Origin of the sequence: Pseudomonas sp. BIGb0164, from assembly GCF_024810135.1 — a bacterium.
GTDB lineage: Bacteria > Pseudomonadota > Gammaproteobacteria > Pseudomonadales > Pseudomonadaceae > Aquipseudomonas.
Map to the genome: position 1 here is coordinate 95,659 of NZ_JANUEA010000003.1, position 21,534 is coordinate 117,192.

Annotated in this window: 20 protein-coding genes; 13 read left to right on the forward strand and 7 right to left on the reverse strand. The window is 61.7% G+C overall.

Features of this window, described 5'->3' with window-relative positions; genetic code table 11:
- Positions 1 to 421 precede the first annotated feature (421 nt).
- Complete coding sequence (locus M2394_RS08260) at positions 422 to 2,599, forward strand: malate synthase G (RefSeq protein WP_259172080.1); 2,178 nt, start codon at positions 422 to 424, stop codon at positions 2,597 to 2,599.
- Positions 2,600 to 2,662: 63 nt separating this feature from the next.
- On the opposite strand, the gene M2394_RS08265 is transcribed toward M2394_RS08260, so the two are convergent.
- Complete coding sequence (locus tag M2394_RS08265; protein WP_058426679.1) at positions 2,663 to 3,109, reverse strand: response regulator; 447 nt, start codon at positions 3,107 to 3,109, stop codon at positions 2,663 to 2,665.
- A gap of 247 nt (positions 3,110 to 3,356) precedes the next feature.
- Here M2394_RS08265 and M2394_RS08270 point away from each other — a divergent pair, with 247 nt between their 5' ends.
- From M2394_RS08270 to M2394_RS08305, 8 genes are all read left to right on the forward strand, one after another.
- Positions 3,357 to 5,279 carry a putative nucleotidyltransferase substrate binding domain-containing protein gene (locus M2394_RS08270; protein ID WP_178920208.1) on the forward strand — a complete coding sequence of 641 codons (1,923 nt, stop codon included), beginning with the start codon at positions 3,357 to 3,359 and terminating at the stop codon, positions 5,277 to 5,279.
- Positions 5,276 to 5,983, forward strand: coding sequence for a PolC-type DNA polymerase III (locus M2394_RS08275; protein ID WP_178920207.1), 708 nt, complete (start codon positions 5,276 to 5,278; stop codon positions 5,981 to 5,983). The genes M2394_RS08270 and M2394_RS08275 overlap by 4 nt, the downstream gene beginning before the upstream one ends.
- 100 nt (positions 5,984 to 6,083) lie before the next feature.
- Positions 6,084 to 6,602: an RNA polymerase sigma factor gene (locus M2394_RS08280; RefSeq protein WP_178920206.1), complete on the forward strand. Its 519-nt coding sequence runs from the start codon at positions 6,084 to 6,086 to the stop codon at positions 6,600 to 6,602.
- On the forward strand, positions 6,599 to 7,561 hold the full coding sequence (locus M2394_RS08285; protein WP_259172081.1) for a FecR domain-containing protein: 963 nt from the start codon (positions 6,599 to 6,601) through the stop codon (positions 7,559 to 7,561). The genes M2394_RS08280 and M2394_RS08285 overlap by 4 nt, the downstream gene beginning before the upstream one ends.
- A 206-nt stretch (positions 7,562 to 7,767) precedes the next feature.
- The gene (locus M2394_RS08290) at positions 7,768 to 10,200 is read left to right on the forward strand and encodes a TonB-dependent siderophore receptor (protein WP_259172082.1); all 2,433 of its coding nucleotides are present in this window, start codon (positions 7,768 to 7,770) and stop codon (positions 10,198 to 10,200) included.
- Between the two features lie 63 nt (positions 10,201 to 10,263).
- Entirely contained in the window at positions 10,264 to 11,367 is a 1,104-nt protein-coding gene (locus M2394_RS08295) for a PepSY domain-containing protein (protein ID WP_176996652.1), read from the forward strand.
- A complete protein-coding gene (locus M2394_RS08300) occupies positions 11,364 to 11,546 on the forward strand; it encodes a hypothetical protein (RefSeq protein ID WP_259172083.1) in 183 nt (60 codons plus the stop codon). The genes M2394_RS08295 and M2394_RS08300 overlap by 4 nt, the downstream gene beginning before the upstream one ends.
- A 152-nt stretch (positions 11,547 to 11,698) precedes the next feature.
- Complete coding sequence (locus tag M2394_RS08305) at positions 11,699 to 12,328, forward strand: glutathione S-transferase (RefSeq protein WP_259172085.1); 630 nt, start codon at positions 11,699 to 11,701, stop codon at positions 12,326 to 12,328.
- 175 nt (positions 12,329 to 12,503) lie between these two features.
- On the opposite strand, the gene creD is transcribed toward M2394_RS08305, so the two are convergent.
- The 4 genes from creD to M2394_RS08325 are packed head-to-tail and all read right to left on the reverse strand — an operon-like array spanning position 12,504 to position 16,546.
- Positions 12,504 to 13,877: a cell envelope integrity protein CreD gene (creD, locus tag M2394_RS08310; RefSeq protein WP_178920200.1), complete on the reverse strand. Its 1,374-nt coding sequence runs from the start codon at positions 13,875 to 13,877 to the stop codon at positions 12,504 to 12,506.
- 51 nt (positions 13,878 to 13,928) lie between these two features.
- Positions 13,929 to 15,368, reverse strand: a complete 1,440-nt coding sequence (gene creC / locus M2394_RS08315; protein WP_178920199.1) for a two-component system sensor histidine kinase CreC — start codon at positions 15,366 to 15,368, stop codon at positions 13,929 to 13,931.
- A complete protein-coding gene (creB, locus tag M2394_RS08320; RefSeq protein ID WP_178920198.1) occupies positions 15,368 to 16,036 on the reverse strand; it encodes a two-component system response regulator CreB in 669 nt (222 codons plus the stop codon). The genes creC and creB overlap by 1 nt, the downstream gene beginning before the upstream one ends.
- A 9-nt stretch (positions 16,037 to 16,045) precedes the next feature.
- Complete coding sequence (locus M2394_RS08325) at positions 16,046 to 16,546, reverse strand: ATP-dependent zinc protease (protein WP_176996664.1); 501 nt, start codon at positions 16,544 to 16,546, stop codon at positions 16,046 to 16,048.
- Between the two features lie 174 nt (positions 16,547 to 16,720).
- Here M2394_RS08325 and M2394_RS08330 point away from each other — a divergent pair, with 174 nt between their 5' ends.
- The gene (locus tag M2394_RS08330; RefSeq protein WP_178920197.1) at positions 16,721 to 17,608 is read left to right on the forward strand and encodes an acyltransferase; all 888 of its coding nucleotides are present in this window, start codon (positions 16,721 to 16,723) and stop codon (positions 17,606 to 17,608) included.
- On the opposite strand, the gene M2394_RS08335 is transcribed toward M2394_RS08330, so the two are convergent.
- On the reverse strand, positions 17,605 to 18,174 hold the full coding sequence (locus tag M2394_RS08335) for a DUF2780 domain-containing protein (RefSeq protein ID WP_178920196.1): 570 nt from the start codon (positions 18,172 to 18,174) through the stop codon (positions 17,605 to 17,607). The two genes, M2394_RS08330 and M2394_RS08335, sit on opposite strands and share 4 nt — an antisense overlap.
- Before the next feature lie 152 nt (positions 18,175 to 18,326).
- Between M2394_RS08335 and M2394_RS08340 the strand changes: the two genes are divergently transcribed.
- From M2394_RS08340 to M2394_RS08350, 3 genes are all read left to right on the forward strand, one after another.
- Positions 18,327 to 18,953: an RNA polymerase sigma factor gene (locus M2394_RS08340; RefSeq protein WP_259172087.1), complete on the forward strand. Its 627-nt coding sequence runs from the start codon at positions 18,327 to 18,329 to the stop codon at positions 18,951 to 18,953.
- Positions 18,950 to 19,627 (forward strand): anti-sigma factor domain-containing protein, encoded by a 678-nt coding sequence (locus M2394_RS08345; protein ID WP_259172088.1) that lies wholly within the window; start codon positions 18,950 to 18,952, stop codon positions 19,625 to 19,627. Before M2394_RS08340 ends, M2394_RS08345 begins: the two co-directional genes overlap by 4 nt.
- 176 nt (positions 19,628 to 19,803) lie before the next feature.
- A complete protein-coding gene (locus M2394_RS08350) occupies positions 19,804 to 20,169 on the forward strand; it encodes a hypothetical protein (RefSeq protein ID WP_178920193.1) in 366 nt (121 codons plus the stop codon).
- A 50-nt stretch (positions 20,170 to 20,219) separates the two neighbouring features.
- On the opposite strand, the gene fdhA is transcribed toward M2394_RS08350, so the two are convergent.
- The gene (gene fdhA, locus M2394_RS08355) at positions 20,220 to 21,419 is read right to left on the reverse strand and encodes a formaldehyde dehydrogenase, glutathione-independent (protein ID WP_178920192.1); all 1,200 of its coding nucleotides are present in this window, start codon (positions 21,417 to 21,419) and stop codon (positions 20,220 to 20,222) included.
- Positions 21,420 to 21,534: the final 115 nt, after the last annotated feature.

Sequence of the window (21,534 nt, forward strand, 5' to 3'; positions counted from 1 at the left end):
CGGCTTGCCGGCGATAGCGGCCCGATGATCGCCGCAAGGCCCAAGGGCCTTATCCCTACAAAGTGGACGCACAGGTCCATGAAAACAAATCGTGTACCATTTTTATATTTATCTGGAACAATCTAGTAGTTTTTTGAGAACATCCCGTTCCCCACTGTGACCGAATGTCACAGGTGGGTCGCTAAACGACGTATTTGGTCTGATTTTCACAACCGCAAGTCATCATGTAGTATGCCCAATCGCGCACTACATAACGTTAGGTCGATGTCTGCCAAGGCACCAACGCATCGCGATAACCCGCCAGCCCAGCCGCCTGAACGGCATGTACTGGGGGATCGGGTTCGTGGTTTAAATGGCCAGAGGCTTCATTGGTAAATTGAAAAGCTGAAAAGCGCATAAGCTCCGAAGAGTGAGGCAAGAGATGACTGAACACGTTCAAGTCGGTGGCCTGCAGGTCGCCAAAGTCCTGTTCGACTTCGTGAACAACGAAGCCATTCCCGGTACCGGCATCACCGCCGAGCAGTTCTGGGCCGGCGCCGACAAGGTCATCCACGACCTGGCACCGAAGAACAAAGCCCTACTCGCCAAACGCGACGATTTCCAAGCGCGGATCGATACCTGGCACCAGACCCACGCCGGCCAGGCCCACGACCCGGTGGCCTACAAGGCCTTCCTGCAAGACATCGGATACCTGCTGCCAGAAGCCGCAGACTTCCAGGCTACGACCCAAAACGTCGATGACGAAATCGCCCGCATGGCCGGCCCACAGCTGGTCGTACCGGTGATGAACGCCCGTTTCGCCCTCAACGCCTCCAATGCGCGCTGGGGCTCGTTGTATGACGCGCTGTATGGCACCGACGCCATCAGCGAAGCCAATGGTGCCGAAAAGGGCCAGGGCTACAACAAAGTGCGTGGCGACAAGGTGATCGCCTTTGCCCGCGCCTTCCTCGACGAAGCCGCGCCGCTCACTGCTGGCAGCCACGTCGACTCTACCGGCTACAAGGTCGTTGATGGCAAGCTGATCGTCAGCCTCAAGGGCGGCAGCAACAGCGGCCTGCGTGACGATGCGCAGCTGATCGGTTTCCAGGGCCCTGCGGCGGAGCCGATTGCGATCCTGCTGAAACACAACGGCCTGCACTTCGAAATCCAGATCGACGCCAGCACCCCGGTCGGCCAGACCGACGCCGCCGGCGTCAAAGACGTGCTGATGGAAGCCGCATTGACCACCATCATGGACTGCGAAGACTCCGTGGCCGCCGTCGATGCCGACGACAAAGTGGTGATCTACCGCAACTGGCTCGGCCTGATGAAGGGCGACCTGGCCGAAGAAGTGGCCAAGGGCGGCAAGACCTTCACCCGCACCATGAACCCTGACCGCGTCTACAACGGCGTGAATGGCCAGGACGTGACCCTGCACGGCCGTTCGCTGTTGTTCGTGCGCAACGTTGGCCACTTGATGACCATCGACGCGATCCTCGACAAAGACGGCAACGAAGTGCCGGAAGGCATTCTCGACGGCCTGGTCACCAGCCTGGCGGCGATTCACAGCCTCAACGGCACCAGCAGCCGCAAGAACAGCCGCACCGGTTCGGTGTACATCGTGAAGCCGAAGATGCACGGCCCGGAAGAAGCCGCGTTCACCAACGAGCTGTTCGGCCGCATCGAAGACGTCCTGAACCTGCCGCGCAACACGCTGAAAGTCGGGATCATGGACGAGGAGCGCCGTACCACGGTCAACCTCAAGGCCTCCATCAAGGCGGCCAGCGAGCGCGTGGTGTTCATCAACACCGGCTTCCTCGACCGCACCGGCGACGAGATCCACACCTCCATGGAAGCGGGCGCGATGGTGCGCAAAGCCGCCATGAAGGCCGAAAAGTGGATCGGCGCCTACGAAAACTGGAACGTCGACATCGGCCTGAGCACCGGCCTGCAAGGTCGCGCACAGATCGGTAAAGGCATGTGGGCAATGCCCGACCTGATGGCGGCGATGCTCGAACAGAAAATCGCCCACCCATTGGCCGGTGCCAACACGGCTTGGGTACCGTCGCCGACGGCGGCTGCGCTGCACGCACTGCATTACCACAAGGTCGATGTGTTCGCCCGCCAGGCAGAACTGGCCAAGCGTGAACGCGCGTCGGTGGACGACATCCTGACCATTCCTCTGGCCACCAACACCGATTGGTCTGACGAAGAAATCCGCAACGAGCTGGACAACAACGCCCAGGGCATCCTGGGTTACGTGGTGCGCTGGATCGACCAAGGCGTTGGCTGCTCGAAGGTGCCGGACATCAACGACGTGGGCCTGATGGAAGACCGCGCCACCCTGCGCATCTCCAGCCAGCACATCGCCAACTGGCTGCGCCACGGTATCGTCAACGAAGCCCAGGTGCTGGAAAGCCTCAAGCGCATGGCGCCGGTGGTGGACCGTCAGAATGCCGGGGATAAGCTGTATCGCCCGCTGGCACCGGACTTCGACAGCAACATCGCGTTCCAGGCAGCGGTGGAGTTGGTGATTGAAGGCACCAAGCAACCCAACGGCTACACCGAGCCGGTGTTGCACCGTCGGCGCCGGGAGTTCAAGGCCAAGAACGGCCTGTAAATGAAAAAAGCCCCGGTCGAAAGATCGGGGCTTTTTCTTTGGGACCGCATCTTCACCAAAAAATCAGGACGCCATTCCCAATTCCCGCTTCACCATCTTCGCCAACTTCACGCTATCGATCGGCTTCAGCAAGAAGTCCACCACGCTCAAATGCATCGCATCGATCACATCCGGCGCTTCGGCGTCACCCGACATGATGATGATCGGCAACGCCGCCCGTGTGGATTCGCGCACTTGTCGGATCAGTTCCAAGCCATTGCTGGGTGCCATGCGCAGGTCAGTAATGAGCAAACCAATGGAGCTGCTGGACTTCAGCAAGTCCCACGCCGCCTCGCCGCTGTCGGCGGTCATGCAGCGAATGCCGTCCAGCCCCAGGATTTCCGCCAGCAATTCACGCGCGTCCTTGTCGTCGTCGACAATCAACACCCGTTGCGGCGGTAAATCAGGCTCCAGCATCACGGCGCTCAGCGCCTCGCGCTCGGCATCACTCAAAATATCGTGGTCGGACATACGGTTCTCAGCAGTTCTCATCAATCTCCCAGCACACTCGTCAGACATCTGCGGAAGGGCGATCAATGTGCACTTCGTCGGAAAGTTTGCCTAGTGGGCGTTCTACGGGTTTTGGACGATAGTCATGTAAGGTTTTTCCCTAGTCGTGAGTGGTTTTACCAGTACCTAGACTTACGTCCAATGGGCACCCGCTGCGCAGGAGTTGACCATGCCTGACGATAACGACAAAAAAACTGCGGTCACTGTTATGAGTAAAGCTGATGCTTTCACGCAGGCGGGGAAAACCGCCGTGTTGCAGAACATCCACGGCACCCTGCAATTCCTGCAACGCTTCCCACCGTTCAACCAGATGGAACACGCGCACCTGGCGTTCCTGGTAGAACAGTGCCAATTACGCTTCTACGGCCCCGGAGACAGCATCCTCAAGCCCTCGGGCGGGCCTGTGGAACACTTCTATATCGTCAAGCAGGGCCGCGTCGTGGGCGAGCGGCCGGATTCCACCGAAACCACCTTCGAAATCACCACCGGCGAGTGCTTCCCGCTGGCTGCCTTGCTGGGTGAACGAGCGACCCGCACCGAGCACAAGGCCGCCGAAGACACCTTCTGCCTGCAACTGAACAAGCCGGCGTTCATCAAGCTGTTCGCGCTTTCCAGCCCGTTTCGTGACTTTGCCCTGCGCGGCGTCAGCAGCCTGCTCGACCAGGTCAACCAGCAGGTCCAGCAGAAAGCCGTGGAGACCCTCGGCACCCAATACTCACTGAACACGCGCCTGGGCGAATTGGCCATGCGCCACCCGGTCACCTGCAGCCCGAATACGCCGCTGCGCGAGGCGGTGACGCTGATGCATGAGCAACAGGTGGGCAGCATCGTGATCGTCGATGAACACAAGACGCCCCTGGGCATCTTTACCCTGCGCGACCTGCGCCAGGTGGTGGCCGATGGCACCAGCGACTTCAATCAGGTCATAGAAGGTCATATGACCCAAGCGCCCTTCTTTTTAACACCGGACCACAGCGCCTTCGACGCCGCGATCGCCATGACCGAGCGGCATATCGCCCACGTGTGCCTGGTCAAGGACCAGCGCTTGTGCGGCGTGGTGTCCGAGCGCGACCTGTTTTCCCTGCAACGCGTCGACCTGGTGCACCTGGCCCGCACCATCCGCAATGCGCCCCGGGTGGAGAACCTGGTGGCGATTCGCGGTGAGATCGGGCAGTTGGTCGAGCGCATGCTGGCCCACGGCGCGTCATCAACCCAGATCACCCACATCATTACGCTGCTCAACGATCACACCGTGTGCCGGGTGATCGAGTTGACCCTCGCCGAAAAAGGCGACCCCGGCGTGCCGTTCAGTTGGTTGTGTTTCGGCAGCGAAGGCCGTCGTGAGCAGACGCTGTTCACCGACCAGGACAACGGCATTCTGTTCGACGCCAAGGACGCGGCCGAGGCGGCGGCGATCCGTGGGCGACTGTTGCCACTGGCCCAGCAGATCAACCAGAGCCTGGCGCTGTGCGGGTTCAGCCTGTGCAAGGGCAACATCATGGCCGGCAACCCCGAGCTGTGCCTGTCGCGGGCAGAATGGGCGCGGCGTTTTGCGGCATTCATTCGCGAGGCCACGCCGGAGAACCTGCTGGGCTCGAGCATTTATTTCGACCTGCGGGTGGTGTGGGGCGATGAGCGCGGCTGCGAGCAACTGCGCCAGGGCATTCTTGATCAAGTGGCGGACAACCGGTTGTTCCAGCGCATGCTGGCCGAGAACGCCCTGCGCCATCGCCCGCCCGTGGGGCGCTTCCGTGAGTTTGTACTGACGCGCAAAGGCGGTGAGAAAGCCACCCTGGACCTCAAGGTGCAAGGCCTCACACCCTTTGTCGACGGTGCGCGCCTGCTGGCCCTGGCCAACGGCATTCCCGCCAACAACACGCTGGAACGCCTGCGCCAGCTGGTGGCCAAGGAAGTGATCGAGCCCCTGGACGGCGCAGCGTACGAAGAGGCGTATCACTTCATCCAGCAAACCCGCATGCAGCAGCATCAGTTGCAGACCCGTGAGAACCAGCCGTATTCCAACCGCGTCGACCCCGACAGCCTCAACCACCTGGACCGGCGCATCCTGCGTGAATCCCTGCGCCAGGCCCAACGCCTGCAAGCCAGCCTGACCTTGCGGTATCAACTGTGAGGCTGTTCAACTGGTTGCGCCCGAAAAAACCTGGGCTCGATGCAACGCAACAACAGCGCCTGGCCCAACTGCCTGCGGCCGGCGCATTGGGCGACGGCGCACTGCACAGCCAACGTTGGGTCGTGGTGGACCTGGAAACCAGCGGGCTGAACCTCAACCGAGACCAGGTGCTGTCCATCGGCGCGGTAGTGATCGAAGACGGCGCCGTGGACTTCTCGCAGATGTTCGAGCGCACCCTGCAACGGGCCGAGACCAAACTCAGCCCCAGCGTACTGATCCATGGCCTGGGGCCCAGCGCCATCGCCGCCGGCAGCGACCCGGTGGAGGCGCTGCTGGATTTCATGGCGTTTGTCGGTGATAGCCCATTGCTTGCGTTTCATGCGCCGTTCGATCAACACATGCTCTGCAGGGCACTCAAGGACAGCCTGGGTTACCGCCTGGCGCACCCGTTTCTCGACGTGGCCGACCTCGCCCCGCTGCTGTGCCCTGACGCGAACATCCGTGAAGCCGGGCTCGACGATTGGACCCGGCACTTCAAGCTGCACGTAGGCGAACGCCATCACGCCAGTGCCGATGCCTTGGCCACGGCGGAGCTGATGCTGATCCTGTTCAGCCGCGCACGCCAACAGCACATCGACACACCGCAGGCGTTGCAAGAGCGTTTGAGTCAATGGAAACGGCGCAAGCAAGCGCCATCGTTTTAATAGCATTGCCCGACAGACGCCAATTGCGCCCATCCGACGCCTCTGACACAATCGCGAATAATTCTCGTTAGTTTAAACCTTTTGTTTATTCGGTGATGCCTTGTCGTCGGTCCAGAACCCACACAGTGAGCTTGTTGGCGCGTTGTATCGCGACCATCGTGGCTGGCTGTTGGCCTGGCTGCGGCGCAACGTGGCCTGCCCGAGTCGCGCCGAAGACCTGAGCCAGGACACCTTCATGCGCCTGCTGGGCCGTGACGAGTTGCGCGCACCCCGCGAGCCACGGGCGTTCCTGGTGGCAATCGCCAAAGGGCTACTGTTCGACTACTTCCGCCGCGCGGCCCTCGAACAGGCCTACCTCACCGAATTGATGCTGATCCCGGAAAGCGAACACCCTTCGCCCGAAGAACAGCAACTGATCCTCGAAGACCTCAAGGCCATCGACCGCCTGCTCGGCAAGCTGTCGAGCAAGGCTCGCGCCGCCTTCCTCTACAACCGCCTCGACGGCCTGGGCCATGCAGAAATCGCCCAGCGCCTCGGCGTCTCCGTTCCCCGCGTGCGCCAGTACCTGGCCCAGGGCATTCGCCAGTGCTACATCGCGCTGTATGGCGAGCCGCTGTGACAAGCTCCCGGCCGGTTTCGGCCCGTGTGCTGGACGCCGCGATTGCCTGGCAACTGTCCCTCGACTCGGGGGACGGCAGTGCGGTGGAGCGTGAAGAATTCGCCAAATGGCTGGCCAGCGATGAAGAACACGCCCGCGCCTGGCGCCAACTGGGCATGCTCGACCAGCGTTTCAGCGTGGCCTCAGGCCCGGCGCGGGCGGCACTGTTGCAGTCGCGCGAAGGCATTCGCCAGCGGGTGCGCAAGCTGGGCAGCGGCCTGGCCAGTGTTGCGCTGGTGATCGGCCTGGCGTTGTTTGCCGGTGAGCGCTATGTGCCAATCCACTATTGGATGGCTGATCAACGCACTGCGACAGGCGAGCAACGCACGCTGAAACTGGCGGACGGTACGCTGATCAACCTCAACACCCACAGTGCCATCGACGTGCGTTTTGATGAAAAGCGCCGGCTGATCGTATTGCAGGAAGGCGAGATTCTGGTCGAGACCGGCCACAACGACGCCCGCCCCTTCTATGTGCAAACCCGCGACGGCAACCTGCGCGCCCTGGGAACACGGTTTATCGTCAAGCGCGAAGACGACGCCACGCGCCTGAGCGTGCTGCAATCAGCCGTGGCCGCGCAGCCCGAGGCGTTGCACCAGGAACAGATCTTCAAGGAAGGCCAGCAAGTGCTGATGCGCAGCGACGGCCTCGGTCCTGCGCTGGCCGTCACCCCCGCCACCGACGCCTGGACCCGCGGCATGCTGGTGGTGGACAACGCGCGCCTGGGCGATGTGGTTGACGAGTTGAGCCGCTACCGCACCGGTTACCTGGGTGTGGATAAGAACGTGGCGGACCTGCGGATTACCGGCAGCTTCCCGCTGCATGACACCACCCTGGCACTCAATGCCCTGCTGCCCACCTTGCCGGTGCAGATCGAGCAGCACACGCCGTGGTGGGTGACGGTCAAGGCCAAGCCTTAGGTTCGGCGGTGCCTGGGCTATTGCTATCGCAGGCAAGCCAGCTCCCACATTTTGACCGTGTGAACCCAATCAAATGTGGGAGCTGGCTTGCCTGCGAAGAGGCCCTCAAGGCCCTCCAAAAAAATATTTTCACCCCGCCCTATCACTTTTCAATTCTCGTTCGGCACCTAGGCAATTGAGAAATATTTCCATTCAGGAGCCGCCCTATGTCCCGCACGCTAGACACCTTGTTGCGCCCCAGCCTGTTAGCCGTGGCCATTGCCTTGAGCACCCCGCTGGCCAGTACTGCACTGATGGCAGCCGAACAAGCCTCGAACGTGCGCGCCTACAACCTGCCGGCGGCGCCGCTGGCCACCACGTTGAACCAGATCGCCAGCCAGGCCGGCCTGGCGCTGACCCTCAACCCGGCGCTGGCCTCGGGCAAGACCTCGGCACCGGTCAAAGGCCAGTTCGACCCACAGGGCGCGCTGCGTGAAGCCCTGCGTGGCACCGGTTTGCAGCTGGAGCAAAGCAGTGCCGGCACCTTCACCCTGGTTGCGATCCCCGACGGTGTGGTGGCCCTGCCGGAAACCAGCATCACCGGGCAAGACGCCAATTACGAAAGCGCCTGGGGCCCGGTGCAGGGCTACCTGGCGACCCGTACCGCCGCTGGCACCAAGACCGACACGGCGCTGGTCGAAGCACCGCGCTCGATTTCCGTCGCCACCCGCCAGCAGATGCAGGACCGCAACGTCCAGAACCTGGATGACGCCGTCAAATACATGCCCGGTATCGTGTCCGCCAGCTACGGCAGCGACACTCGTTACGACTGGATGCGTGTGCGCGGCTTCGAACCCACTCAGTTCCTCGACGGCCTGCCGCTGCCACGCGGTGTGTACGCCAACCCGAAAGCGGAAACCTGGAACCTCGACCGCCTCGCCCTGCTGCGCGGCCCGGCGTCTTCGATTTACGGCCAGACCCCACCCGGTGGCCTGCTGGACATGGTCAGCCGCCGTCCCAGCGCCGAGTCGAGCAATGCCGTGCAGGTGCAATACGGCAGCGACAACTACCGTCAGATCAACTTCGCCAGCACCGGCAAGATCGATGACGAAGGCCAGTTCCTCTATGGTCTCAGCGGCGTGGTACGGGATGCCGGCACCCAGGTCGATCACATCGACAACAAGCGCTACAACATCGCGCCGAGCCTGACCTGGAACATCGACCCGGATACGAAGCTGACCTTCCTGTCGCAGTTCACTCGCGACGATACCGGTGCTACTAGCCAGTTCCTGCCTATCGTGGGCACCAAAATTCATTCGCCATTGGGCGAAGTGTCACACCACAAGAACCTCGGCGACCCAGACTACGAGTTCTACGACCGTACCTACTACGCACTGGGGTATGCGTTCGAACATCGCTTCAATGACACTTGGCAGTTCAAACAGAACCTGCGCTACACAAAGTCGGAGTTGTCTTTCCAACAACTGACCGTGGGTGCCTATGCCTATGCCCCCGTAGATGCCGCAGGCAATATGGATCGTCTCTCAACCAATGTTGACGAGAACATCGGACAGTTCGCTGTAGATAACAATTTCCAGGCCGACTTCGCCACTGGCGACATCACCCACACCCTCCTACTGGGCCTTGATCACCAGCGTACCGACACCTCTTACTTGTCGATTTACGGAGGCGCCGGACGCGTCAATATCTTCAACCCGATCAACAGCACGCCAGTAGTACGTCCTTTGCGCTCCGATGCGTTTTACGACTACAACCAGAAGACTGTGCAGACTGGCCTCTACGCGCAAGACCAGATGGCCCTGGACAAATGGCGCCTGACCCTCGGTGGCCGTGAAGACTGGGTGCACCAAGGCACCACCTACTTCAATAAAAAAGACGCCACCAATACCGACCGCAGCAAAAACTTCAGCGGCAACGCGGCGATCAGCTACGTATTCGATTCCGGCTTCGTGCCGTACCTGTCCTATGCCGAGTCGTTTCAACCTGCGAGCAACGCCAGCGTCGACCCGTTGACGTCCTACAAGCCCACCGAAGGCAAACAATGGGAACTGGGGATCAAGTATCAGCCACCCGGCTCCAACACACTGCTGAGCGCAGCGGTCTACGACCTGACCCAGAAAAACGTGTTGGTGACCCGAATTGGTTCGGGTAGCCAGTCAATCACTGATCAAGCAGGCGAAGTGAAGGTCAAAGGCTTGGAGCTGGAAGCGGTATCTGACGTCACCGAAAACCTCAAGGTCATTGCCTCCTACACCTTGTCTAAGTCCGAAGTTCAAACAGGCATCTACAAAGGTAATCGCCTGCAACTGATACCTAACCAGCAGGCGTCGTTGTGGACAGACTACACCTGGCACAACGGCGTGCTCGACGGCTTCGGCATCGGCTTCGGTGCGCGCTACACCGGTAACACCTATGGCGACCAGGCCAACACCTGGCTGGGCAAGTCCGATGCCTACACCGTATTCGACGGAGCCGTTCACTACGACCTCGGTCGTCTCCATAACAGCCTCAAAGGTGCATCGGTGAAGTTGAATGCCACGAACCTGTTCAACAAGGACTACATTTCCACCTGCGACGCGTCTTACTGCTACTTCGGCGACCAACGCAGTGTCGTCGCCAGCGCCACCTACCAGTGGTAATCGGCTGAGTTCATCACCAGGCCGCCCCAATGGGCGGCTTTGGTGTGTCTGAAGGTTGAAAAAATGAAAAGCAAAACCATCCGCCGCTGGTCCTTCATCCACACCTGGACCAGCCTGATCTGCACGGTGTTCCTGTTGCTGCTCGCCCTTACCGGCCTGCCGCTGGTGTTTCACCACGAGATCGACCACCTGCTGGGCAACGAGCCGGAACTGGCGCAGATGCCCGCCGACACGCCGCAGCTCAACCTGGAGCAACTGGTGGCCAAGGCCCAAGCCCATCGCCCCGGCGAAGCCATGCAGTACCTGGCCTGGGACGAAGACGACAAGAACGGCGTGATCGCAATCATGGCCGCCACGGCCGGCACCGAACCCAATTCGTCGCACACTTTCATGCTCGATGCGCGCACCGGCGAAGCCGTGGAAACCCCAGCGGCCAATGGCGGGCTGACGCTGTTCCTGCTGCGCTTGCATGTAGACATGTTCGCCGGCCTGCCGGGCAAGCTGTTGCTGGCGTTCATGGGCATTCTGTTTGTGGTGGCGATTGTCTCGGGCACGGTGTTGTACCTGCCGTTCATGCGCCGCTTGAAGTTCGCCACCGTGCGCCAGGACAAGTCCACCCGCCTGCGCTGGCTCGACCTGCATAACCTGATCGGCGTGGTCACCCTGACCTGGGCGCTGGTGGTGGGCGTGACCGGTGTGATCAGCGCCTGCGCCGACTTGATCATCGCCGCCTGGCGCCAGGACAGCCTCAGCGCGATGATCGAGCCGTACAAGAACGCTCCGCCGCTCACCCAGCGTGCACCGGCCACTGAGCTGCTGGCCATCGCCGCCAAGGCTGCGCCCGGCATGGAGCCGGACTTCATCGCCTTTCCCGGCACACGCTTTTCCAGCGAGCACCATTACGCGGTGTTCATGAAAGGCAGCACCCACCTCACCTCGCACCTGCTCACGCCAGTGCTGATCGACGCCAGCACCCTGGCCGTCACCGCCATCGCCGAACGGCCGTGGTACATGGACGCCATGGGCATGTCCCAGCCGCTGCACTTTGGCGACTATGGCGGCATGCCGATGAAGATTCTGTGGGCGGTGCTGGATGTGCTGACCATCATCGTGCTGGGCAGCGGGGTCTACCTGTGGATCGTGCGGCGCAAGGCGGCCAAGCCATGAAGCCGCGGCAGTCGAGTTTCTGGAAGGTGTTTGGCATTCCCCTCGGGATTGGTGTGCTCAGTGCGGCGGGGTTGTTTGCGGCGTTGCTGGGGGATGGGCTGTGGGATTCGCTCAGCTGGGTGGGGTTGGGGATTCCCGCTGGCATTGGCGTATGGGGGTTAGTTAAGCGGCGCGGCTGAGGGCGCTTTCGCGAGCAAGCCCGCTCCCACATTCGAGCGCATTTCATCTGAAAATACGCGGTCGAATGTGGGAGCGGGCTTGCTCGCGAAGAGGCCTTCAAAAACACCCGCAATATCTCTAGGCTAGCCACTGCCCAACGTGAGGTGTACCCATGTCCGCTCCCAGCATGACCTTGTTCCACAACCCCGCTTCACCCTTTGTCCGCAAAGTGCGCGTGCTGTTGATCGAAACCGGCCAGCAGGACCGTGTGGCCCTGCAGGCCTGCATGCCGACACCAGTCGCCCCGGACGCCCAGGTGGTGCAAGGCAACCCCGTGGGCAAGATCCCGGCCCTGCGCCTGGCCGACGGGTCGGCACTGCACGACAGCCGGGTGATCCTCGACTACCTGGACCACCAGCACGTCGGCAACCCGCTGATCCCTCGTGACGGCTCCGCCCGCTGGCGCCGCCTGACCCTGGCGTCGATGGCCGACGGCATCATGGATGCGGCCGTGCTGGTGCGTTACGAGACCGCCATGCGCCCTGCAGAAAAACACTGGGACCAGTGGCTCGACGAGCAGCGCAACAAGATCCGCCGCACCCTCGCCGAGCTGGAGCAGGACGCGATTGCCGAGCTGAGCAGCCATTTCGACATCGCGGCGATCAGCGTGGCATGCGCCTTGGGTTACCTGGACTTCCGTCACCCCGACCTGCAATGGCGCCAGGACAACCCCAAGCTTGCCGCCTGGTACGCCGAGGTCAGCCAGCGCCCTTCGATGCTGGAAACTCAACCGCCAGCCTAACGCTCACCACTGATCCCTTGTGGGAGCGGGCTTGCTCGCGAATGCGGTTTTTCAGTAACGGATGCGTTGACTGGCACACCGCTTTCGCGAGCAAGCCCGCTCCCACATTGGGCAGTAGCGTGGTTGAGGTAGTCGACCATCCGCGCCTTCATCTGCTGATCCTCACGCAACCCGATCATTGCACCGCCTCCAGGTCAAACTGCAACGGCTCAACCGCCTTGCGCTTGCCCACGCCATACCAATCCAGCTTGCGCGTCAGCACCATCACCGTACCCAACAGGCCGAACAGCAGCAGCGAGCCCATCAGCAGCGCGTAATCCTCGGCACTCAGCAACCCGTACAACAAGCCATACAACGCCGCCAGCCCCACCGAAAAGCCAAGGCCGTGGCTGACGCTGCGCAGCACATGGCACACGTAGAAACCAATCAACAACACACAGGCACTGGCCGAGATGAAGTAGGCCATGGCAAAGCCGATGTGCTCAGACAACGACAACAACAGCAGGTAGAAAAACGCCAGCGCAAATCCCACCAACGCGTATTGCACCGGGTGCACGGCCAGGCTCTTGAGTACCTCGAACAGGAAGAAGCCGGCAAAGGTCAGGGCGATGAACAGCAGCGCGTATTTGATCGCACGGTCGCTCTTGAGGTACTGGTCCACCGGGTCGATGAAATTGACGCCAAAGCCACGGTTGCTGAAGTCTTTGCAGCCCTGCCCGTCGAGACAGCTTTGCAGCGCCTGCTCAAGGTTGGTGGAGAAGAACGAGGTTTGCCAGGTGGCGCTGAAGCCCTGGTCACTGACCTCACGCTGGGCCGGCAGGAAGTTGCCGATAAAGCTGGGGTGCGGCCAGTTGGACGCCAGGGTCACCTGGCTGGTCTTGCCCACCGGTACGACTTGCAGCTGTTCGGTGCCTTGCAGGCGCAGATCGAAAGCGAACTCCACCACGTAGGGCTTCTTGCTGTCTTGCTGCGGCAGCGCCACGTGCACGCCTTCACCCAGCCAATCCACCTGGGAGCCCGGTTCGAACGCCAGGCGCTGGTTGCCCAGCTCCAACTTCAGCGCGTTTTCGATGCCGCGAATATCGCTGATGCCCACCGCCAGAAACGCCGGTTCGAAGCGGTAATCCGTGAAATCTTCCGTGATGCCCAATTGCGCAGGGACTTCAAAACGTCCGCCGATGCGGGTGTCGGCATGGAACAGCCGCGCCTGGTAGATGCCCCGTGCGCGCAGTTCGGTCTGCACTTTGCCGTCGAGTTCAAATCGATCCGGCAGGAAATACAGACGACCGCGCTCTTCACGGGTTTCTTCGTAGCGTTTGTTGAGCTTTTCATTGAGTTTCCACTCACGCACGGTCTTGCGATAAGGCACCACCATCACCGGGCCGGTGAGGCGCTGGCTGTAGCTGGAGCTGCGGGCGATGTCCATCAATACGCCGTCGCGCAGCTGCTGGCGGTCGCTGATGATGCCGTTGATCATCAGCAACGGAATCAGCAACAGCAGGATCAGCAGCGCAATGGCGCCAAGTTTGAAAAGCAGACTGCGGTTCATGGGTCTCTCCCTGTTTTGATGGGGAGAGTCTGGGCAGACTGTGTGGGCGATTTATGTGGGCAATGTGGAGACTGTGTGGAGATGCAGCACCACTTGCACGCCGCCGTCGACATTACCGATCTGCAACGCGCCGCCGTGCAGCTTCATCACTTCCTCGACAAAGTTGAGGCCAAGCCCCGTGCTTTTGCGCCCGCTGGCCGGGCGTGGCAACGAGTAGAAGCGCTCGCTCAGGCGTGGCAAGGCGTAGTCGGGGATCGCGGCCGCCTGGTTGAACAGGCTGACTTGCACGTCGTGGTGCCGGACTTGGGCGCTGAACGTCAAGGTGCCGCCCTGTGGCGTGAAATCCAGCGCATTGTCCAGCAGATTGCCCAGGGCCTGGCGAAGCAGGAAGGGTTCGCCATACACCTTCACATCCGCGCTGATCACCTGCTCGACCTGCAAGCCGGCGCCTTCGATCCGCGCACATTGGGCCTTGAGCACGTCGTCGACCATGGCGGCCAGCGGGATACTCGCCTGCTCCTCAAGGCCCTGGCGCTGCTCCACCTGCGCCAGGTTCAACAGCCGCTCGATCAACTGCTGCAGGCGCGCACTTTCGCTGTCGATATTGCCGACAAACCGCTGCTGCTGCTCGCGACTCATATCGCCCTGCAACAGCTCCGCCGCCCCCCGAATGGCCGCCAGCGGGCTTTTCAATTCATGGGTCAGGGTGTGCACGTAATGCTCGACGTAGGCCTTGCCCTCCAGCTGCGTGCGCATGTGCTCAACGGCGGTGGACAGTTGCTTCAACTCGCCGCCCCGGTAATGCGGCAACTCGGCGCGCCGGCCTTCGCTGACGGCCTCTGCGTAAGCCGTGAGCCGGCGCAGCGCCACGCTCAGCCACCACGACAGCACTGCACCCAGCAACAGACCGAGGACCACCAACCCGGCGCCGTACCACAACAGGCGACGTTCAGTGCGATCAACATAGGGCTGCAACGAGCTGTTGGGCTTGGCCACGGTGACCACGCCGATGATCTGCCCGTTGTCGCGGATCGGCGCGCCCACGTGCATCACCGACGACGCCGGGTCATCCAGTTCGCTGCGGGTGGAGCGGGCCCCGTACTCGCCGCGCAGGGTCAGGTACACGTCGTTCCACTTGGAATAGTCCTGGCCCACCGCCTCGCCCGTGGAGTCGAGCAACACGGTACCCTGGGCGTCGGTCACGTAGATGCGATGGTTGACCTGGTTCTTCGGCAAGCCCCAGATGGTCGCGCCCGGCTGGCGGTTGCCGTAGGCCTTGAGCAGTTCGGGCCAGTGACTCTGGCCGAGGGTGCCGTTCTTCACGTCATCGCGCAGGATCTCGGCCAGCAGGTTGGCGGTGTCCACCAGGGTTTCTTCGGTGGACTGGCGCACGCCCGGGCGGATTTCCTTCATCACCGTGCTGAGCACAAAGTAACCGGTGAGGCCGATAAACAGCGCGTACACCAGGAAGATCCGCAGCCCCAGGCGCATCAGCTGTTGCTCGGGCTGTAGCTGTAACCGAGGCCGCGGTGGGTCTGGATCGGCTCGGCATCGGCCGCCACGGTCCGCAGTTTGCTGCGCAGGCTCTTGATATGGCTGTCGATATTGCGCTCATAACCCGCATCCGCCGCCACGCCCACCGCATCGAGCAATTGCTCGCGGCTGAACACCCGCTCGGGTTGCTCCAGCAGGCTCTGCAACAGACGGAACTCATGACGCGTCAGGCTCAACGGCTGGCCGCGATAGGCGATCTGCATGCGTTCCAGATCCACCTGGAACACCGTGGGCGCAGTGCCCGGGCCGATGCGCTTGAGGATCGCCCTGACCCGCGCCGTCACCTCACGAGGGCTGAACGGCTTGACCACATAATCGTCGGCGCCGATCTCCAGCCCTACCACGCGGTCGATCTCACCATCCCGCGCGCTGAGGAACATCACCGGCACTTCACTGAACCGGCGCAGTTGCTTGCAGGTTTCAAAACCCGTGATGTCCGGCAGCCCAATGTCGAGGATGATCAAGTCGGCCGGCGTCTGGCGCTGATGGGCCAGCGCTTCCTGGCCGAGGCTCAGCCAGGTGGTGGTGAAACCCTCGCCTTGCAGGGCGAATATCAGCGTGTCGGCGATGGCCGCTTCGTCTTCGACAATCAGGATATGCGCCATGGTGGTCCGTCAGCAGTCCGGTTTGTCAGCAGTGTAACGACGTGCCGGGTTTACCGCTGCGCCGAATTCACGCAGGGCCTTGGCACCGATCAGCAGCGGGTAGTTGAAGCTGCTGCGGTCGGTGAGGTTGACCTCGACGGTGCGCTTGACGTTGCCCAGGCACATTTCCAGGTCGATCACCGGGCGCTTGGCCACAGTGGCCTCGTCCTTGTCGTCGTCTTCATCGGCGCGGCTCTTGATCTTGCTGATGCGCGACACCTTGTGTTCGTAGACCTTGTCACTCGCATCCTTGCCGCCGAGGCGGAAGCGCACCCAGTCGTCACCGTCACGCTGGAAGGTTTCGATGTTGCGCGCAGAGAGCGAGGCGGTCAGGGCGCCGGTGTCCATCTTGGCCTTGAAGGTCTGGCCGATCTCCGGCAATTGGATGTATTCGTAGCGACCGTAGAGGGTCGGTTCGGCGGCCATGACGGGCAAGGCAACCAGGGCAAAGGCGGCAAGGAGCAGTTTCACGAAGTGATTTCCTCGGAAAGAAGTAGGCGGATTCTAGACCGCAAAAGCGCCGGTTAGTTAGCTCGCTGGCAGCATACCCGGCACATTGTGAAACATTCGCCGGGCGATTTGCGATTTGGCCTCTAGACTCACCTCTCTTATGATGGCCCGCCCACCGGACTCCAAGAGTTGCTTATGCGCCGCCTGCTCACCGGCTGTTTCGTCACCCTGCTGCTATTGCTCAACACCCTGGTCCTGTTCGGCCCGTTGATGGTGTTTGCCCTGCTCAAGCTGGTTGCCCCCGGCCGCTTGCGCGACTACATGTCCTGGGCGGTGATGTGGATCGCCGAGACCTGGGCCGAAATCGACAAGCTGATCTTCTCGCTGTGCATCCCCACCCAATGGGACATTCGCGGCGGCGACGACCTGCGCGGTGACACCTCCTACCTGGTGATCAGCAACCACCAATCCTGGGTGGACATCCCGGCGCTGATCCAGACTCTCAACCGACGCACGCCTTTCTTCAAATTCTTCCTGAAAAAAGAGCTGATCTGGGTGCCCTTCCTGGGCCTGGCATGGTGGGCGCTGGACTACCCCTTCATGAAGCGATACACCAAAGCCTTCCTGGCCAAGCACCCGGAACTGGCGGGGCAGGACCTGAAAATCACCAAAGAAGCCTGCGAGCTGTTCAAGCGCCAGCCGGTGACGGTGGTCAATTACCTGGAAGGCACGCGGTTCAGCGAAGCCAAGCGCAAACAGCAGGACTCACCGTTTGCCCGGTTGCTCAAGCCCAAGGCGGGAGGCGTGGCATTTGTACTGGCGGCGATGGGTGAGCAGTTAGACGCGATCCTTGACGTCACCGTGGTGTATCCACAGGAGAAGATCCCGGGTTTCTGGGACTTGATCAGTGGCGCCGTGCCGAAGGTGATCATTGATATCCGCACTCGCGAACTGGACCCGGCGTTGTGGCAGGGGGATTACGAGAATGATCCGGCGTTTCGCCAGACCGTCCAGAACTGGGTGAACCAGCTCTGGATGGAAAAGGACGCGCGCATCGAACAACTGCGCGCGCAAGGGCGTTAACCGCCAGTGCCCCAAGCCTGCGCCAGCTTGCCCAGCACCGACTCGCTGGCGCCCTGGCCGCCCAGGTATTGCAGGATCACCGGCGCAAACTGACCGATCATCCCACTGTCCATGCCCAGCGCGCTGAACGCGGTGTTCAGGTCGCTGGTGTTTTTCACGTTGCCCAGCAGGCCATCCAGGCCGCTGGTCTTGCTGCCGCCGCTCTGGCCGAGCATCCCGCTCAAGGCACCGAGGCTGCCCAGGGAATTGCTCCCCGAGAGTTGATCCAGGCCCGGCACGCTTTTGCCCAGTTGTGAATAATCGGTGCTGCTCAGTTGGTTCTTGGCCAAGCCCAGCATGGCGCCGGTGCCGCCTACCGCTTGCTCTGGCGTGACGTTCAATTGCGAGGTCAGGGCGCTGAGCAGACCGGCGGTCTGAGAGCTGGGCGCCGCTGCCGCCGCCTTGTTGTTGCCCTGGGCGCCGGAGACGGCGTTGGCCACGTCACCGAGGCTGAAACCTGCGGCAAACACCGGGCCAGCGGCCACGCTCAGCAGGCAGGACAGGGCAAAACCGCGTGAAATCTTCATCAAGACAACCTCTGAAAGTAGGAGCTAAAAAGCAGGCGTTTGACTGACAGTTCCAAAGGAATGTTCCCACTCCGAGATGAGTTCAGAAAAAGCTGCATCCGGATTACGTGCTCGCGCGTATATCAGGCATGCACCGCCCGGAGTCGGATGGAATGAATGCAAGCGCTGAACTACCCTCTGCCTACCGTGCGCAGTCCCGTCGCTCTCGATCGAGTGCTTGGAGAAGCCCTATTTCCATCAACGATGCTGATCCGCTGCGGCCCTTGCTGGCCCAATGTGCCCTGGGCAACCGCCAGGCGTTCGAAACCCTTTACCGCAGTGTCTCACCGCGCCTGCACGGTGTGGCCTTGCGTTTCATGGGCCGCCCTGATCTGGCCGAAGAAGTGCTGCAGGAAGCCTTTGTGCGCATCTGGTACAACGCCTCGCGCTACGAAGCCCACCTGGCCGCGCCGATGACCTGGATGATCAACATCACCCGCAACCTGGCTATCGACCAGCTGCGAAAACGCCGTGAACAACCCCTGGCCGACGGCCAACAGGACGCCCTGCTCGACGACAGCCCCAGCGCCCACGACCGCCTCGACAGCGAGCGCGAGGCCCACGCCCTCAACCGCTGCCTCGACACCCTGGACGGCATGCAACGCCAGTCGATCACCGTGGCTTACTTCCAGGGCCTGTCATGCTCCGAGTTGGCCGACCACCTGGCCGCGCCCCTGGGTTCGGTCAAATCCTGGATCCGTCGCGGCATGGAGCGCCTGCGCAGGTGCCTTGAATCATGAACTACCAGACCACCGCCCTGCGCCGCGCCCTCGCCGCCGACTACGCCATCGGGTTGATGCCCGCCACGGCACGCCGGCGTTTTGATGCCCTGCTGCTGGAGGATGCCGCGCTGCGCGTCGAGCTTGGCCATTGGCAGGACGCGCTTGCCAGCCTGACCGGCGCGTTGCCCGAACGGCCGGTGCCGGAACATGTGTGGGCAGGCATCAAGGCGCGCATCGAACCGCAGGTGCTGCAGATGCCGGCGAAGAAGCCGTTCTGGATGAGTGTTCGCGTACTGGTCGCCGCCTGTGCGGTGGGGATGACGCTGTTGGTGGGCGTGCTGTACCAACGCGACATCGGCCCCGAGTACAGCGCCACGCTGGCCAGTGCCAACCAGCAACCGGCGCTGCAGATCCAGGCGTTTGGCGATCATTTACAAGTGGAGGCGCTGTCACTGGCCGCCGTGGAACCGACGCGCGTCTTGGAACTGTGGGCTATCCCGGCTGGCGGTAAGCCGGTGTCCCTGGGCCTAGTGCCTGTTGCCGGCAAAGGTCGAATTCAGTTGAGCAAGGAGCAGCAGGCATTGCTCGCCGCCCCGATAACCCTCGCCGTCAGCCTGGAACCAAAAGGTGGCTCGCCAACCGGCCAACCAACCGGCCCCGTGCTGTACCAGGGCGCGCTGGCGACTCGCTGACACCACCAAACCCCTGTGGGAGCGGGCTTGCAGGCGTAAACAGCAGAAACAAACAGGGCAACGGCGTGTCGCTCTTTCCCCTCCCGGAAGTAGCCGATTCCCCGGAACCCTAGCGCCGTTACAGCCCACCCAGGGCAGCCTATATCTGGCAACCCTACTCAGGAGCTGTAACCCACATGATCGGATTGATCCCCAACTTTTTTGCTGTATTCAGTGCCATCAGCAGCCAGCAACCGCGCAATCAGGTCATCGACTTGGGCCAATGCCCTGCCATCCGCGACATTCAATCAAAACCTTACACGGACCCCGACCTGCCCCCTCCATATGGCGAGGGTTATCAATACTCCGCCACGGCCAACGGCAAGACGTGGACCGGGCAAACCGCCGCAACAGAGGACGACTACCTGAGCCCGGAGTACCAACTTAAGGCCGAAGAAATCAATGAGCGCAACGGCAAAGTTCATTGTGACTATGGCGGCAAGCGCTTGATTAAAAACGGTGAGGTGGCTAATCCCTATCTGCGACTCTCAACCCTCAAGTAACCCATAAAAAATGGCGACCTCCAGGGTCGCCATTTTTTCAGCCTTGCACGTTACGCCGCACTGAACAGCTTGTGCGGATCGATCACAAACTTCTTCGGCACACCCGCATCGAACTCGCCATAACCGCGCGGCGCGTCATCCAGGCTGATCACCTGCACGCCCACGATCTCGGCGATGTTGATACGGTCCCACATGATCGCCTGCATCAACTGACGGTTGTACTTCATCACCGGAGTTTGCCCAGTGTGGAAGCTGTGGGACTTGGCCCAACCGAGGCCAAAGCGAATGCTCAGGCTGCCCATTTTCGCGGCGGCATCCACGGCACCCGGGTCTTCGGTCACGTACAGGCCAGGAATACCGATCTTGCCTGCCACGCGCACCACGCCCATCAGCGAGTTCAGCACAGTGGCCGGCGCTTCGGCCTTCACGCCTTCATGGCCATGGCCACGGGCTTCGAAGCCCACGGCGTCGACGGCGCAATCCACTTCCGGCTCGCCCAGCAGGGCGGCGATCTGTTCGTGCAGCGGGGTGTCCTTGGACAGGTCGGCAATTTCAAACCCTTGCGCCTTGGCGTGGGCCAGGCGGATCGGGTTGACGTCACCGATGATCACTACCGCCGCGCCCAGCAGGCGGGCCGAAGCGGCAGCGGCCAGGCCAACCGGGCCGGCACCGGCGATGTACACGGTGCTGCCAGGGCCAACGCCAGCAGTTACAGCGCCGTGGTAGCCGGTCGGCAGGATGTCGGAGAGGCAGGTCAGGTCGCGGATTTTTTCCATGGCCTTGTCGCGGTCCGGCAGTTTGAGCAGGTTGAAGTCAGCGTACGGCACCAGCACGTACTCGGCTTGGCCACCGGTCCAATCGCCCATGTCAACGTAGCCGTAGGCACCCCCGGCACGGGCAGGGTTAACGGTCAGGCACACGCCGGTGTGCTGTTCCTTGCAGGAGCGGCAGCGGCCGCAGGCCACGTTGAACGGCACGGACACCAGGTCGCCGATTTTCAGGTTCTCGACGTCGCTGCCCTTCTCGATCACTTCGCCGGTGATCTCATGACCGAGCACCAGGCCGGTCTGGGCGGTGGTACGGCCGCGCACCATGTGTTGGTCGGAGCCGCAGATGTTGGTGGAGACCACGCGCAGGATGACGCCGTGCTCGATCTTCCTGCCACGGGGGTCCTGCATTTTGGGATAGTCGATTTTCTGTACTTCGACCTTGCCGTTGCCGAGATACACGACACCACGATTACCAGACATGCTTTCACCTCGCTGTTGTTTTTATGGAACCGCGTTGCCCAGGCAGGCAGCGCGTTTAAGTGCTCGGGTACAGATGCTGTTTTTGCTTTGTTAGTGAAGGCCTCTTCGCGAGCAA